Origin of the sequence: Wolbachia pipientis (assembly GCF_030373985.1) — a bacterium.
GTDB lineage: Bacteria > Pseudomonadota > Alphaproteobacteria > Rickettsiales > Anaplasmataceae > Wolbachia > Wolbachia pipientis_D.
Map to the genome: position 1 here is coordinate 119,839 of NZ_JAUCRB010000001.1, position 16,739 is coordinate 136,577.

9 protein-coding genes are annotated in these 16,739 nt (G+C 34.7%); 4 read left to right on the forward strand and 5 right to left on the reverse strand.

Going from position 1 to position 16,739, the window contains the following annotated elements; all coding sequences use genetic code 11:
- Window positions 1-290: 290 nt before the first annotated feature.
- Both QUS22_RS00650 and QUS22_RS00655 read right to left on the reverse strand, forming a co-directional pair.
- On the reverse strand, window positions 291-467 hold the full coding sequence (locus QUS22_RS00650) for a hypothetical protein (RefSeq protein ID WP_289513073.1): 177 nt from the start codon (window positions 465-467) through the stop codon (window positions 291-293).
- Between the two features lie 448 nt (window positions 468-915).
- Window positions 916-1,227, reverse strand: coding sequence for a hypothetical protein (locus QUS22_RS00655; protein ID WP_289513074.1), 312 nt, complete (start codon window positions 1,225-1,227; stop codon window positions 916-918).
- A gap of 737 nt (window positions 1,228-1,964) precedes the next feature.
- On the opposite strand from QUS22_RS00655, the gene secA reads away from it, so the two are divergent.
- A complete protein-coding gene (secA, locus tag QUS22_RS00660) occupies window positions 1,965-4,625 on the forward strand; it encodes a preprotein translocase subunit SecA (protein ID WP_289513075.1) in 2,661 nt (886 codons plus the stop codon).
- Window positions 4,626-5,081: 456 nt separating this feature from the next.
- On the opposite strand, the gene QUS22_RS00665 is transcribed toward secA, so the two are convergent.
- A complete protein-coding gene (locus tag QUS22_RS00665) occupies window positions 5,082-6,077 on the reverse strand; it encodes a ribonucleotide-diphosphate reductase subunit beta (RefSeq protein WP_289513076.1) in 996 nt (331 codons plus the stop codon).
- 131 nt (window positions 6,078-6,208) lie between these two features.
- Here QUS22_RS00665 and QUS22_RS00670 point away from each other — a divergent pair, with 131 nt between their 5' ends.
- Entirely contained in the window at window positions 6,209-6,547 is a 339-nt protein-coding gene (locus QUS22_RS00670) for an outer membrane protein assembly factor BamE (RefSeq protein ID WP_289513077.1), read from the forward strand.
- 645 nt (window positions 6,548-7,192) lie between these two features.
- Here QUS22_RS00670 and QUS22_RS00675 read toward each other — a convergent pair.
- A complete protein-coding gene (locus QUS22_RS00675; RefSeq protein WP_289513078.1) occupies window positions 7,193-7,843 on the reverse strand; it encodes a hypothetical protein in 651 nt (216 codons plus the stop codon).
- An 815-nt stretch (window positions 7,844-8,658) separates the two neighbouring features.
- Entirely contained in the window at window positions 8,659-11,649 is a 2,991-nt protein-coding gene (locus QUS22_RS00680) for a phosphoribosylformylglycinamidine synthase subunit PurL (protein ID WP_289513079.1), read from the reverse strand.
- A 107-nt stretch (window positions 11,650-11,756) separates the two neighbouring features.
- On the opposite strand from QUS22_RS00680, the gene QUS22_RS00685 reads away from it, so the two are divergent.
- Both QUS22_RS00685 and gatB read left to right on the forward strand, forming a co-directional pair.
- Window positions 11,757-14,504: a PD-(D/E)XK nuclease family protein gene (locus QUS22_RS00685; RefSeq protein ID WP_289513266.1), complete on the forward strand. Its 2,748-nt coding sequence runs from the start codon at window positions 11,757-11,759 to the stop codon at window positions 14,502-14,504.
- A gap of 649 nt (window positions 14,505-15,153) precedes the next feature.
- A complete protein-coding gene (gatB, locus tag QUS22_RS00690; RefSeq protein WP_289513080.1) occupies window positions 15,154-16,578 on the forward strand; it encodes an Asp-tRNA(Asn)/Glu-tRNA(Gln) amidotransferase subunit GatB in 1,425 nt (474 codons plus the stop codon).
- The last annotated feature ends 161 nt before the right edge of the window (window positions 16,579-16,739 follow it).

A 16,739-nucleotide genomic window follows, 5' to 3' on the forward strand; every position in this document is an offset into this window, starting at 1 on the left:
AGAAAGATCATTATTTAAATATGTACAAGCTACTAACAATTTGCTTGCTAGTTTAGACTCATTATAAATTGCGTCCATTGTGATATCCTAAGTAATAAACACAGATTAATGATTAAAATCCTTAGGCAGTGTTTTATGAAATAATAAATAAAGCTTCCTCTCCGCATAAATTTCTAAGTACCGTAAGATAGTTATTTTATTTCCTTTATGTAAGCGCAAGCCTAAGCCAAAGCCAGAGGTAATTTACCTAATTTTTCTGCTAGTACATCTATATTTGACCTATCACTTTCTTAAATCTGACCCAAAATTTTTTTTATGTATGATTCTGATTCTGGAGAAGTAAAAACGTCTACAACTATACTTCCTTGTGGCCATTCAGTATTACGAGATGTAACTATTATTTTACCACCTTTTGCAGGTCTGAGCTTAGAAATGACTTCATAATTTGGTATATTATCATAAATCAATAACCACCTTCAAGTTTAGAATCTTCTAGCCAGCTTCTCACATAACAAGCTTGCTGTGCAGCGGGATTTTGTCTTCATCGCAAATAATATTTAATGTCCTCCCTAACTTAACATACTCACTGATTAGCTGATCCTCATCTTTCGCACTCAACCAACATATTCACTTATATTTTTCCCCATGTTTTGAATAAAATCTAACACCGACTGCGTTTTACCTACTCCGCCTAAACCCTGCAAAGTAACTAATATGACTAGCTCGTTTTCTGTTTTTAGACGATCTAATATTTTTTCATTGAGATATTCTCGTTCAATGAAATTTCCACTAGCTATTTTAAGTGGAATGTTCCACTATTCAAACAGATCTTCTCTAGGTTTTAGACTGTAAAGATGTTCCATAGCTTCCTTTAAAATAATCGTTTTTTCTTATTAGGTAAGGAACTTTACTACCCTATTTTGCCTGCCATTTTTCTACCTTGTCATATATACAGACAAAAACCTTATCAATATCTTCTTTTCCTGATATTTTATATATATTCCCTATTTCTTTCTTAATTTCTTTCTTAAGAATATTATCTAATTCTGAATGATTAGGTTGATTAACTACAAACCTTAGTCTAAGTAAAAAATCTTCTATTTCACTTTCACTACCGCAACTGAAGTATTTTTTCAGCTCAGTATGATTTCTTACTTTATAGCACGTTCCTTTTCGACGTTCATAAATATTTAAAGTTTTGTCATCTGTTAACTTTGACTCTTCCAAATACTATTCCAATGTTTCTACGCTGCCCTCTTTTCTGTAACTTTTTTTAAGTTCACATTAACATTAGTATGAACGTTAAGTATAATACCACTATTCTGAAACTCAGTGCTTTGCTTAATCTTAAGATCAGATTCAAAAAAATATTTGTTTAACCCGAAATCTTCTTCCTGTTACTTTCTATCGTTTCCATCAATAAACAAATCTTCAAAAGTAATACTTGCTAATGAACTATGGTTATTACGGTGCTTAGCTTGAACTAAGATAGTTCTCGATTTATTTCCTGATCTTTACATTAAAAACAAATATTATCAAAGGCCCCAAAACCTTTTATGTTTGATGCTAACCAAAAGTCAATTTTACTACTTAACCCACGAAGTAGTTACAAAATTAGTAATTTTACTTCATACTTACAACCATGATCACCTGTTGATGCACTATCTCTCTTCTTAAATGAAAAATTGCTAAGTACTTCAGACTGTTTATTTTCTACTTTCATAATCCACTAAAGACTACAAGTAACTTCATTCTATAAAAAGCTAAAGTCTACCAAACACCTAAAATAATGCAATATAGTCTTTACATGTTGATAGAAGGGCTTCAAAAATTAGGAATTGCTTAGCAAACTCTTAATTCTTGGTTTAAATAAGACTTTCCAAAGATTTTCTAAATCTAATATATCATTGCTGCGGGCTGTGTTTATTAATATAATCTAAAATTAAGTCGATATTACTTAATTTATGCCAGATTCTATTTTAGCTTTAACAGCTGTCCTTATATTCTTCATTTTCACATTGTCGCTTCTTTTTATAAAAAGGACATTTGGATCTACAAATAAGAAGATAATAAAGTCCTTCAGAAAAATTGCTCAGCAAATAAATGCGCTAGAGCAAGATATGCAGAGCTTATCTGATGAGGAGCTTGCTGGTAAGACTGAGGAATTTAAACGGGAATTGAAGAACGGAAAAACACTAAATGACCTTCTCATACCTGCATTTGCAGTTGTGCGCGAGGCATCGCGAAGATTTCTTGGTATGAGACACTTCGACGTTCAGTTGATCGGTGGAATGGTGCTTCACAATGGTATGATATCAGAAATGAAGACAGGAGAAGGAAAGACACTTGTTGCAACTTTAGCTGCATATCTTAATTCTTTGGAAGGAAAAGGCGTGCACGTCGTAACTGTTAACGACTACCTTGCAAAACGGGACACAGAATGGATGAGCAAGTTATATAATTCTCTTGGGATTTCTGTTGCATTCATTACGAATGATTTAACAGATAAAGAGAGGAAAGAGGCTTATAGTGCAGATATCTTGTATTCAACAAACAATGAACTAGCTTTTGATTACTTGAGAGACAATATGAAATTTTCTCGAGAAGATATGGTTCAGAGAGGCTTTAATTACGCAATAGTAGACGAAGTAGACTCCATATTGATTGATGAAGCGCGTACTCCGCTTATTATTTCTGGTCCAGTTGAAGAGAACAATCAAATATATAAGCACATAAATAGAATAGTTACTAAATTAGTTGGTTCTGATTATGAAGTAGATGAAAAGAGTAGGGCGGTATTCCTTACTGAAGATGGTATTTCACGAGTGGAGGAACTACTCAGGTCATATAATCTCATTCCTGAAAATTCTTCTCTCTATGATACCACCAACATGGTAATGACTCACTATATAGACCAGGCGTTACGTGCGCATAAGCTTTTTACTGCTGATAAAGATTATATAGTAAAGAATGGCAAGGTAATAATTATCGATGAGTTTACTGGACGTATGATGGAGGGCAGGAGATATTCTGATGGCCTTCACCAGGCACTTGAAGCAAAGGAGAATCTTGAAATTCAGCGTGAAAATCAAACTTTGGCATCGGTCACATTTCAGAACTACTTTCGTATGTACAATAAACTTTCTGGTATGACGGGAACAGCAGCAACAGAGGCGGAAGAATTTCGCGATATATATAAACTAAATGTAGTGAAAATACCAACCAACGTGCCTGTAAAAAGAATAGATCTTGATGACGAAATTTATGGTACAGAAAAAGAAAAATTTAATGCTGTGTTAAAGTTTATAGAAGAATGCCACAAACGCCTTCAACCGGTCCTGGTTGGCACGGTAAGCATTGAAAACTCTGAGAAACTTTCTGTGCTTTTACGAAACAATTCTCTTAAGCACTCAGTGCTAAACGCTCGTTATCATGAACAAGAGGCATATATAATAGCACAAGCTGGAGTGCCAGGCAATATCACCATAGCAACCAACATGGCAGGGCGTGGAACTGATATTCAGCTTGGTGGAAACGCTGAAATGATTGCAAAGGTAGAACTAAAGAAGATCAAGAATGACGATGAAAGAGAGAGAAAATACCAAGAAATAGTCGAGAGGGTAAAAAAAGATAAGGAAATTGCTATAAAAGCTGGTGGTTTGTGCGTTATTGGAACAGAAAGACACGAAAGCAGGAGGATAGATGATCAATTACGTGGCCGTTCTAGCCGTCAGGGTGATCCTGGGCTTTCTAAGTTCTTTTTATCTCTTGAAGATGATTTAATGAGAATATTTGGCTCCGATAGAATGAGAAGTTTTTTACAAAGAGTGGGGCTAAAGAACAACGAAGCTATTCATCATCCATGGATCAATAAAGCACTTGAGAAGGCACAAAAGAAAGTTGAAGCTCGAAATTATGATGTGCGAAAGTCTTTACTTAAGTTTGATGATGTAATCAATAACCAACGTAAAGTTATTTTTGAACAGAGAAATCATATCTTAGGCAATGCAATCAATGATTTGTTTGAAGTATATAGTGAAGTAAATGAGGGCATAGTAGAAAGTATAGTACAAAGTGGTTATTATGAAGATTATGTTGAAGATATTGCCAAAGAATTCCATACGAGGTATGGGATAACACTCAATAGAGAAAACTTGGCAAAGTTTTTGAACAAACAAGAAGCTTTGGATTATATAAATAGTGATATACAGGGGTTTTTTGCCGAGAAAGAAAAATATTTCAATAGTCAACAAACTACAAATTTATGGAATATAATAGTGAAGCAAGTGATGATTATGACACTTGATCATTTATGGAGGGAACACCTTTCAATTCTTGAAAGTTTAAGGCAAAGCATAAATTTGCGTGCCATGGGACAAAAAGACCCGCTGAATGAATTTAAACGCGAGGCCTTCTTGATGTTTGAGTCAATGCTTGAGAAGTGGAAAGAACTTACCATTCACCGCCTAGCGCACTTTAAGTTGGCAGATGACCAAGAAATAGGCAATAGGTTACACCCTACTAAAAAGGACAATTTTCCCAAAGTTTCAAGAAACGACAAGTGCCCTTGTAACTCTGGGAAGAAGTACAAACACTGCCACGGAGCAGTTATTGTGGTAAATTAGCATCAGTGGTCTGTGCATGCTGATACTTAGCCTAACCTCACTTAACTCGCTGTCTAATAAGCGCTCTGGTTTTATTCGCTGAGAAGGTCCAGGTTCTTCCTCTGGTGGTTTCGTTGGTTTATTAAGTATGTACTTCTTAACTCTTTTGGCTCACTTAACTGCGATACCTACTCCAATTGCATCTACAATTGAAAATGATAGTGCTGTAATTCCTATTATTGCTGCTATTTCCATAATCATTAAATAATTTAAACTAAACACTTTGCTCCTTTTATACTTACAGCTTTTTTAGGTTTATCTTGTATCCTGAATTTATATAAGCAGCCTATATACTATAAATAGTATGTCAATCGATTTATTTTACAGAACTGGTGTCTTCAGCTTAGCATTATTTACTTAGATTCCAGATACTAGTACAAGCTACTTGGATGACAGTATGTAACACAAGGAGTCTAATTAGCGCTCTTTATTGTCAGTATCGTTTTCAGCAAAAGCTTCTTCCCATGTGCCTTGAGTTGCTGCACGGCTATATTCAGTTACTCTATTTTCAAAGAAATTCGTATGCTCTACGCCATTTAGTATTTCATCAAGCCACTGAAGGGGATTATTATTAATATTATATATGGGTTTCAGACCCAATTGCGTTAACCGTCTATTTGCTATGTAGCGTATATAATTGCGGACTTCTTCCGCAGACAGCCCTTCAACGTCTCCTAAATCAAAAGCGAGCTTTATGAATTCATCTTCAAGTCCAACAATAGTGCGACATGCAGAGTATAATTCCTCTTTGAACTCATCATTCCAAATTTCATTATTCTCTTTAATAAAAGTATTAAATAAATTAATAATTGAATTGGTATGCAAGGTTTCGTCACGTGCTGACCAAGCGATTATTTGTCCCATGCCTTTCATTTTTCCAAAGCGTTGGAAGTTGAGCAGAATTGCAAATGATGCAAATAACTGCAGCCCTTCAGTGAAGGCACCAAATACTGCTAAAGTTTTAGCTACGTGTTTTTTATCGTGTTTTTTACTTTCCTCAAATTCCAACATGTATTCATACTTCTTTCTCATAGCATCATACTTCAAAAATGCTTGATACTCACTTTCTGGCATGCCAATTGTATCCAAAAGATAAGAGTAAGCTGCGATATGTATGGTTTCCATGTTAGAAAAGCTTGCAAGCATCATACATATTTCTGTTGGTTTAAGTATATTTGAATAATGTCTCATGTAGCAGTTGTTTACTTCAATGTCTGCTTGAGTGAAGAACCTAAAAATCTGAGTCAGTAAATTTTTTTCCATATTTGAAAGCTTAGTTTTCCAATCTTTTACATCGTCAGCAAGTGGAACTTCTTCAGGTATCCAATGTATCCTCTGTTGCTGTAGCCACGCATCATATGCCCAAGGGTAATGAAAGGGTTTATATATTGGATCTGCTTCTAACAATGACATATGATACCTATTATTTCCTGAAGTAAATACAATATTAAGCGATATCAAAAATCAGTCAATTTAACTTTTGAAAAATTTGACTACAGGTAGTTTATTAGTGTATCGTAATTTCACAACGATTTATCAAAGAGATGCGAGCATTAATATTCCCTGTTTTACTATTTTTAATAACCTGCACACACACTATTCACAATCACGGAGCTCCGGGCATTAGTGTTAAATTGTGGAGCAAGGTAAAAGTAGGTGACGATAAAGAAAAAGTGGTTCACATTTTAGGGTCACCAACATTAATATCTAAATTTGATGAAAATGTTTGGTATTATATCTCATATAAAATTAAACAATCTAATTTCTTAGGAAAAAGAAAATATAGCAGTAAGTCTCTGCAGGTTTCATTCGATCAGGACGCTAAAGTTACAAGTATAAAAGAAGTTGATGTTTCAGAAAGATCTTTAGCTGTTATTGATTGAAAATCCGCTGACTATAGAGTTTTTTTATTAGTCGGCCCTTCTTTGTCATCCAAATAGCTTAACTGCTTGGATCTAGCTTTCCATATCGAAAATGTTCATTGTAACATAAGGCCATTTATTTCAGAAAATATTATATTGCTTGACAAATTTTGCCAGCTTCACTGCCATAGCGTTAAGGGTTTTTATAACTCTAAAATTTGTTTTTGATCTGCAGGTTCAATGACAAAATTCAGTAAAAAACTTAGGATATTTTTTAGCCGATTACATCAAATTATTGGGGCTGCATGTCTTTTAAATCTTTTCTACGTTCAGCCAAACCGCGCTTAAATTAAGCGTTAGCACATTATTACAGCGCTAGTTCAAAGTATTAGAGGCAAAGCCTCGCTACCCGGGGTTTCTTTACCTTTTTTTTCTATTTAGTAAATTTCTTAATGTTTAGATTGGTTGCAATTAGAGAGATGTCATGCAAGTAACTAGCAATGTTCTTTTTTCCGGATTCGAGTGTCAAGCGCTGGAATGATGCCGTCATAATTGAACAAGTGTAGGCTACTTGGATGACGCTGCCATAAAGAAACCAGTATCAGCTACTTGAATAGGATAATGCTTAGATGACAGAAAATAATGTAAGCAGTCTGTTGTAAGATTTTACCTATTTAAAATAAAGTCTAATGTCACTTCACGCCAAATGTGATAATATTCAATGGGTAAGCCGTTTATTGGGCTACATTTATATGCTGCACGCATTGCGCTGTCTGCTATTGACCTGAAAAGTGGATTATTTTTATAGGAACTACTGTCCACTACATCAGCCATAACTATTTCACCTTGATTGGATAATAATAAGTTAATTTTTATACTAAAATTTTCTTTGTAAGCTATGCTTTCAGGAATGCTCCAACATTTTGTAAGCTTGTTTCTTATAGAATTAATAATTTCTGCTACAACTAACTCGTTCTTTTTACCTTCAACACTCTTTTCACTTTTTATTTCATTTTTTGTTTCTCTAGGCTTTACAGCCTCCCTCAGTTTTTTTTCTACACTTTTTTTTCTTCTTGGAATTGGGGTAAACTCTTCACTTTTGTCGGTTTCTATCATTTCAATGATTTGCCTTATTTGTGCTGTTCGTTTCATAACAGCAGTATTAAATTGTTCAATTGACTTTTTTTTTCTTTGTGGTGTAGGGATAAATTCTGTTACTGACGTATCGTTTGTTTGAGCTTTGGTTGAAGGCAATGAAAAAAGCAGAACACAGCATAAGGATAAGAAAAAAACATAGTTAAAACAGAGAAAACGCATGTGTTAAAACCTACTTTACTGGTTTAAAGCTAATATTATGCATAAAGTCAATATATTTCGGTCAATTTAAAGCAACTCCTACGAAATGCCCTGCCAATGAAGTAAGCAAGAGAACTTAATATGTAAAATTATTGCGACTGATTTGAATTTACTCAATAGTCAGCACTAGCAAATCTGGCTATTGTAGTTTCAAAAATGCTGAATTACTATCAGAAGCAGATTACGCAAAAAGCTTAATTTTCTTTTTACCCAACAGGATAAATATGCTGATGTAAGTAAGCGGATGCTTGATATTGATGCATAAGAAAATTTAAAAGCTAAATTTCTAGTATATATTGATAGACATTTGCTTACAGAGAATTTGCATAGTAATCCAATACATACAACGGCACTATCAATTACTGATGCTATGATTAAAGTAATGAAATTTGTTATATGAAAGTCGAGCTTAGACTTCAATTTTTCAAAAATAATTATGCTTGAGAGAAGAGATAATAAAATTGCTGAATATGAAGCCAGTATCATCACACTAAAACTTTGCCATTTTAAAATACAGCATAACACTGTACACATTATTAAACCGTGCGAAGCTTTTTCTTTACCATAAAATTAACCATTGAATTTACAACTAAAGCAGCTCCCGTAAACAAGGAAGAATATATCATCAATTTACTTGAATTGTTGAGTAAAAAAAGACTAATAAACAAAGAGAATCGATAAAATAAACATAGTAATCTATCCAGAAGCAATAACATACATTTATTCTAAACAGACGTTACAATATAGTAAAAGAGTTATTTAACATAATCGAAAAATTATTTTAAACTGGCATAGCTGTTCCCTAAGTCTTTCAGATCTACTTTTAAGATATCCTTTATGTTTAAAACTTTCTCCTCTGTAACTTTGCCGATACATGAGAAAACTATATCTTTAAACAATTCTTCAAATCTTTGCTGATTTTGTTGGGCAACTGTTACTAATATTCTACTTTGGGATTCAGAAAACATTATTATCTTATTTATTACATCTCTGTTATACATTTCCTCTATTGGCACTAGTGAAAGATCGATTTCAGCACCGAAATCTCCCGCAATTAGCGATTTTGCCAGAGCAATAACCAGACCTCCAAGATTTAGTGCAATTGCAGAGGCAACTATGCCATCTTTTATTGCACGATTGTAACGCTCATACAACTTCTTGGCGCTCTTTGCGTCAACTTTTGGTACATTGTTATTGCCTATTCCACTGTATAATTGATATTCAGATCTACCAAGTTCGTCGTAGGTTGTACCAAGCACGTATATTAAGTCTCCTGGCATTTTCACATCAAGAGACACCGCATCTTCAATATTTTCTATAATGCCAATTGCTGAAATCAGTAGTGAAGGCGGTGCAGATATCATCACTTTCTTTCCATCTTCATCATATCCCTTAAAGTCATTAAACATACTGTCTTTTCCAGATATGAATGGTGTTTTAAATGCAGTTGCAAAGTCATAACAAGCTTCTGCAGCTCTTTTTAGTTGCCACAGCCTTTCTGGATTATAAACGTCACACCAGCAAAAATTATCGAGCAATGCTAGATGATCTATATTTCCTCCTATAGCTACATAGTTACGTATTGCAGTATCAATTGCGCATGCTGCCATATGATAAGTGTCAATTTCTCCATAACTTGAGCCAAACCCTAGCGATTTTACAATACCTTTGTTTGAGGAAAGAACTGGTCTTGAGACAATAGCTTCGCTGCACACTCTTCCCTTGCCCTGCAATGGTTTTAGCACTGACGATCCTTGAACTTCATGGTCGTATTGCACCACTATGAACTCTTTGCTGCAAATGTTTGGTCTACTCAGCATCTCTTTTAGTTTAACTTCTAGACTTAGTGTTATTCCAGCGTTGTTCGTTGGAATAACAGTAGCCTCCTTAGGCAACGGCTTTGTCTTTAAATGCATTTTGGGATTACCGTCATGCAAAAACTCAGTTTCCATATCCATTATTACCATTCCTTTAGAACGTTGAACAACAGCTCTACCACTTTCATTAAACTCTCCAATTACGCTGACCTCCACATCGTGTTTTTTCATGATTTGCTGAAACATAGGTAGATTTTCTTCTGGTACTGCTAAAGTCATCCTCTCTTGTGATTCTGATATCCATATTTCCCATGGAGCCATGCCATCGTTTTTAAGTAGAACCTTGCTTAAATCAACCTCGAATCCATCCTTTCCCATTTCGCCGATAGATGATGATAGCCCACCTGCTCCGTTGTCTGTTATTGCGTTATAAAGACCAAGGTCTCTTGCTTCTATGACGGCATTGGATAATTTTTTTTGTGTTACAGGGTCACCAATTTGTACAACTGTTGAAGGGCTATTCCCCGACAGCGCTTCTGAAGAAAATGTTGCACCGTGAATCCCGTCTTTTCCAACTCTTCCACCGATAATTACAATCTTATCGCCGTTTTTGGGCTTTTTGATGTGTGAAGGTGCATTATTTATACTGCGCGGAATAATTCCAACACTTCCGACAAAGACCAACGGCTTTCCACAAAATCTATCGTCAAAATATACCGATCCAAGTTGTGTTGGAATGCCAGAGCAATTGCCAGCAACATTAACACCATGAATCACTTCTTCCATTATATATTTTGGTGGTAAAATCTCATCAGTACGCTCCTTATCCTTATAAAATTTACCTTTTGCTCCTTTGGCAAAGCAAAAATAATAGGTATTCATTATAGGCTCCGCACCTTTACCAAAACCCACTATATCACGATTAACTCCAAGCACTCCAGTCATTGCTCCACCAAACGGATCAAGAGCTGAAGGACTATTATGAGTTTCAACTTTATCGACAATCAAATAATCGTCATCGAAGATTATTCCTCCTGCATTGTCGGAGAAAACTGATACGCATATGTTAGAATTTATCTCACGCGTTGCACGCTTAATGTAATGTGCATACAGGCCGTCTTCTATTTCATCAATGGGAGAACAGAAGATGTTGTGTTTGCAATGTTCAGACCAAGTTTGCGCTAGGGACTCAAGTTCAATGTCGTATGGGTTTCTACCAAGTTTATTGAAGTAACCCTTTATAGCTTTCATTGCTGTGAGAGAGAGGCCTAAAGCGCCATTACCATCGATTCCATCTCCGCTGATCTTTTCAAGCTCTTGGTCACTCACGTTGAGGTTGACAAGCTTAGCAGCTAGTGTTATTTCAGTGGTTTTTTCTGCCATCCTAGTGTTTCTTGTCATCCAAGTAATTGACATTGGGATCCATTCTTTTTTTTTCTGGTCACGCGCTGGAATGACATCTTGTAATTTACCGTGATGCCTCCAATAGCAATTGCCGTTTTCTTTATAAATAAGTGTGCAATACTCAGTGACAGGATTGAATTCTCGTTTTATATCATCTTCGGTCGGTGTGCTTCCTTTACCCAAGATCAGTTTTGAACTTCTTGCTTTGATATAAACATTTTCGTCAATGTGGCCTTTGCTTATTAAATACTCTCTAACAATCTGTTTTGCTGTATTACCTACATTATCGGTCATGCTAGGCAAGAAACTTATCTCCAAGCCCCACTTAGCTTGTGGTTCTATGAAATCATATTGAACTTCTTCGATGCCTTCATCGTAGAAATAATAACGGCAGTCTTGTATGGTTCCATTATAAAATAGCCTACAAATTTCTTCATGTAATTCTGATGGTAATTCTTTGCTTATGTCAATCGAATAAACATTGACTAGCCATCTGCGACCAACTTGCTCACATTTGTTTAGAACTTCTATTCTGATGCTTATCATGTAATATTGTGAAAGATTTTAATATATAATAGCATAAGAAACTGTGAGCACATTTATATTTTGAATAATTTCTGTACAATAAAGCATCTTATTAATTGTCATTTTTTGTGGGAAGAGTTTTTACCATTAATGTGGATGAATCCTTTTTCGATGTGCTGGTTCAGCATATATTTTACGAATATGAAAAAGAAAAAATTTCCGAAATAAAAATCATACTTCCTTGCAAAAGCGATGTAATAGCATTGCTAAGTGCATTTAAGAATTATAACGCTAAAAAATGCGTAGTTTTGCCAGAGATAGTTTTACTAGAAAACATTGATGAGGAAGATTTAATATTAAATCTTGATAGGGTTAAAGTTATCAAGCCAATAAAAAAAACACTACTATTGATTCAATTCATATTGGAGTGGAATAAAAAAAATAACGACAATTTTCCCATAGATTTAGCTTATAGCCTGCCATTACTACTTCAATGTACCCAAATAACAGATTATTATCAATTTGATGAGCATTCTAAAAAAATAGAGAATTTCATAAACTTACTTATTGAAACTTGGAGTAATACTTTAAAGGATTTAGGAGTGGTGGATATATTACAACATAAAAATGACTACATAAACAATATGATAGTTTCCTTACAAAAGGATCAGCATATAATCTTTGTTGGAATTGGGAAGGGTGAAATCTATAAATTATTGATTAAAGCTATATATGAATTACCGTTTGGAAAAATAATTTTACCTAATTTGAATTTGAAAATTAAAGAGAAAGATTGGAAATCACTTGATAAAAAGCACTATCAATATTGTCTGAAAGATCTACTAGATTACTTAAGCATAAGCAGAGAGGGTGTGAGCTTCTTACTGGAAGCACTCCCTTGCATCATTCCAACGCGTGACGTTAGAATCTGTGATCAGAGGACTGAGATAGCAGAGAAGCCTGCAGAATATCTAGATTGCATCTTTGATACAACTGCTGATCTAAGCAAAGTTAGTAATGGATACATAGGGAACATTGAGGTCATCACTTGTAATTCTACGGAGGAAGAAGCACAAGTGATATCATTAATTATAGAGAATGAAGGTTATGAAAACGTTTCTTTGGTTGTCTTTGATAAATTACTTGCAACTCGTATTGCATATTTATCAAGGTACACATCGGAAAACTATTCTTATATAACACTTCTGCTTTATAGTATAGAAGCTTTGACCTCCAATTGGAATAGTGTGGCATTACTTTCGCTACTTAAACATAGGCTGGTAACTTTTGGTTACACTCAAGAAAAGTACACTCGGATTTTATCTGAGTTCGAGATAGAAGTATTACGTAACTTTAATACAAACGGTCTTAAAGATATTATAAGTGCTACTAATACTTATAAAAAACTAAAATATAAAGAGGATATATTAGTCATTATCAATAAGTTAGAAGCTATATTTAACCCTTTACTTAATTGTATGAATTGCTCTATTTCTGATGTGGTAGCAGCTCATTTGCAGTGCATTAATGTGCTTTCTAATGTAAATTTTTCAGAGCTGAATAATGAAGTAGGTAATTTTGCCTATAATTTTTTGAATGCATGTGAGGGTATAGAAATTAAGTGTTCCTTAGAGTTATATAGCCAAATCCTGACCTCATTTTTAAAGAAAGAGTTTTTTTCTGTAGCAAGTGACTTGAATAGATTCAGTTTATATCACAATAAAGTTGTAATAATCGCCGGATTTAATGAAACACCAAGTTTTCAAAGCCCTTTTTTGAATGCACTAACAAGAGAAAAATTCAACCTTCCTTCTATAGAAGAGGAGCAGGGGTATTTTTTGTATACTCTGCGCAATTTGTTTGGTGCAAGCAAAGTTTATATTACAAGATCGCTGAGCAATAGGAAGCCAATTCTATTACAGCGTTTGGAGATTCTATTACAGGAATCAAAATACCCTTATCGCGATTGGCTGAGAATATTGAATACGCCTGAAAGTGTTGCTCCATGTACTCAGCCTATGCCAAAACCTCGAGCTGAAGTCAGAGAAGAAAAAATGCAGGTGATATCTTGCACTGCAGTAGAAAAACTGATTCGTAACCCTTACTCATTTTACGTTGAATATATACTAGGTCTTAGACAGTTAAGAGACTTAAATTTCAAACCATCGATATTAGAGTTTGGCACTATGGTGCACAACATTCTTGAGAGATATTTGCGCGACAGAAAGTCACCGATGAATATCGCACGAGAAGTGTTCTCAACTAACCAGTTTAATTTTTCAAATATGTGGTGGGTAAGGCTGGAAATGGTAATTCAATCTTTTGTCGAATTTGATAAAGCTAGAAACAATCACGTTGAGTTGGAAAAGAGCTTTTCCTATCCAATATCTCATGTTGGTGCCATTCCAGCGCGTGACGCTAGAATCTATATTTCTCGTGATGGTAGATTTCAGAGTCAAAGCACTGGGATGACAGAAAAGTTACGAGAAATTTTACTGACAGCAAGATGTGATAGAGTTGAATATCTGCCAGATGGGCAAATAGCAATTATAGACTATAAGCTTGGTTCACTACCTTCTCATGAGGAAGTTATGTCAGGATTTTTTCCACAATTAATTTTACAAGCTTTAGCAGTGGAATACACAACCAAAAGGGAAGTTTCAGAACTTGCTTATTGGAAATTTGACTATGATAAAATGAAAGTTATTCCTTTGAAGGATTATAGACAAAAAATGCATGAATTTCAAAATGATCTGCCAGATTTTCTGTCTAGTTATTTGAAGGATACCACTCCCTTTATTGCCTCTCCGTATCTCAATAAATTCCTGAGATTTAACAGCTATAAACAATTAGAAAGGGTAGGGGAGTGGTTGTAAAATTTAGCTATAATTTATCAGATAAGTTGTAATAATTGAGACTTAATCTGATATAGTGAGTAGTGTCATCTAAGTAGCCTTTTCTTCCTACCGTCCAGGTAGCGTGACACTTATTAACTATAAAATTTAAGAAAATATTTAAAAAACTTACCAGATAGGAAAAAAGGCAAAAGAAGCACCAGGTAGCGATTTTTGACCCTCTAATACTTTAAATTGGCGCTATAATAATTTGCTGACGCTCAGTTTAAGCGCGGTTTGGCTGAACGTAGAAAAGATTTAAAAGATATGCAGCCCCAATAATTTGATGTAATCTGCAAAAAAAATACCTTAAGTTTTTTACTGAACTTTTTCATTGAACCCGCGCAGATCACAAACAAGTTCTGGAGTCAGAAATACCCTTAATGCCATGATAATGAAGTTATTAAAATTTGTCGAGTAGTTTTTGTAGCTCTCATAGCTTAGCGTCACGCATTGATTGCTTACTATATAATATCGTAATAATATCGTACAATGTTCATGCAATTGTTGCGGTATGATGATCTTAAATCATAGGTTAAAAAATTAAGATAAAAATATAAAAACATGAGTTTTGTTTTGACTTTTTGTGTTAATTTTGCAGAATGTTGAGATTATTACTTGAATCGAATACATGACAAAAGAGGATTGGGAAGCGGTAATTGGACTTGAGGTGCACGCTCAAGTTTCTTCTAAGGCAAAGCTATTTTCTAGTTCATCAACTGAGTTTGGTGCTGAACATAACACTCAAGTCTCTCTAGTTGATGCAGCAATGCCAGGTACACTACCAATACTAAATTACTATTGTATAGAGCAGGCAATACGCACCGGTCTTGCGCTTTCAGCAGAAATTAACAAGAGCTCTTATTTTGACCGGAAAAATTATTTTTATCCTGATTTACCGCAAGGTTATCAAATAACTCAGTTCTTTGAGCCGATAGTTAAAAACGGCAAAGTATTTATCAACAATAATGAAAAGGAAATAAGAATCGCGAGGATTCATTTAGAGCAGGATGCGGGGAAGAGCATTCACGAAGAAAGTAAAACTTACGTGGATTTAAATCGTGTAGGGGTTGCTTTAATGGAAATTGTTTCGGAGCCGGATTTTAGGTCATCTCAAGAAGTTGCTGAATTCATGAAAAAATTGAGGCAGATTTTGCTTTATATTGGATCATGTGATGGTGATATGAAAAAGGGATCACTTCGTTGTGATGCAAATGTTTCTGTCCACCCAAAAGGCAGTAGCGTATTTGGCACTCGTTGTGAAATAAAAAACCTAAATTCAATACGTTATCTCATGCAAGCTATAGATTATGAAATACAAAGACAAATTGAAATTCTCGAAAATGGAGGGAAAATAAGTCAAGACACCTTATTATTTGATGTTGCTTTGGGAAAAACAAAAGTGATGCGAAACAAAGAGAATGCAAGCGACTATAGATATTTTCCTGAACCTGATTTGCTGCCTGTTGAGATAAGCCAGGACAAAATTGATTCTGTTAAATCATCTTTGCCTGAGTTGCCAGAACAGAAAAAGCTGCGATACATTGAAAAATTGGGTATCAACAAATATGATGCAGATGTCATCACTTCCGATAAAGCAATTGCTGATTATTTTGAAGAATTGGTAAAAAAGCACGATTCAAAGCTCGCTGTTACTTGGCTAACTGTGGAACTTTTCGGTCGTTTGAATAAAGCAGGTATTGATATTGTGAGTTCTCCAATAAAGGCAAACGCCTTATCCGAGCTCCTCAATTTTATCGTTTATGGAACAATCTCTGCTAAGCTTGGCAAACAAGTTTTTGATATTATGTTTGAAACTGGTAAATCAGCATCTCTAATTATAGAAGAGCAGAACCTGAGGCAAATAACCGATAAGGGTCAAATATCAGAAATTATTGACAAAATCATCAATAGCAATCAGGATAAGGTTCAAGAGTACAAAAGCGGCAAAACAAAATTATACGGATTCTTCGTCGGTGAAGTTATGAAATTTACAAAAGGAAAAGCCAGTCCTGATGTCGTGAATTCGATTTTGAGTGAAAAATTGAGTAGTTAGCTGCGCTTTTTTATTTGCATTGGTAGCATATCTCGTAGATATTTTCAGATCTACGCCAAGATAGCTATATATCAGGGCATATACGTTTATTACTTTTTTAGCATTTTCGGCACCGTCTTTAAAATTATGTGAGGTTGAGGATGCTTAAAAGATCGTCCTAC

Bases quoted from the DNA above. Each gene is read 5' to 3' on its own strand.
- secA (WP_289513075.1), top strand. From the start codon at position 1,965: ATGCCAGATTCTATTTTAGCTTTAACAGCTGTCCTTATATTCTTCATT.
- QUS22_RS00665 (WP_289513076.1), bottom strand. From the start codon at position 6,077: ATGTCATTGTTAGAAGCAGATCCAATATATAAACCCTTTCATTACCCT.
- QUS22_RS00670 (WP_289513077.1), top strand. From the start codon at position 6,209: ATGCGAGCATTAATATTCCCTGTTTTACTATTTTTAATAACCTGCACA.
- QUS22_RS00675 (WP_289513078.1), bottom strand. From the start codon at position 7,843: ATGCGTTTTCTCTGTTTTAACTATGTTTTTTTCTTATCCTTATGCTGT.
- QUS22_RS00680 (WP_289513079.1), bottom strand. From the start codon at position 11,649: ATGATAAGCATCAGAATAGAAGTTCTAAACAAATGTGAGCAAGTTGGT.
- gatB (WP_289513080.1), top strand. From the start codon at position 15,154: ATGACAAAAGAGGATTGGGAAGCGGTAATTGGACTTGAGGTGCACGCT.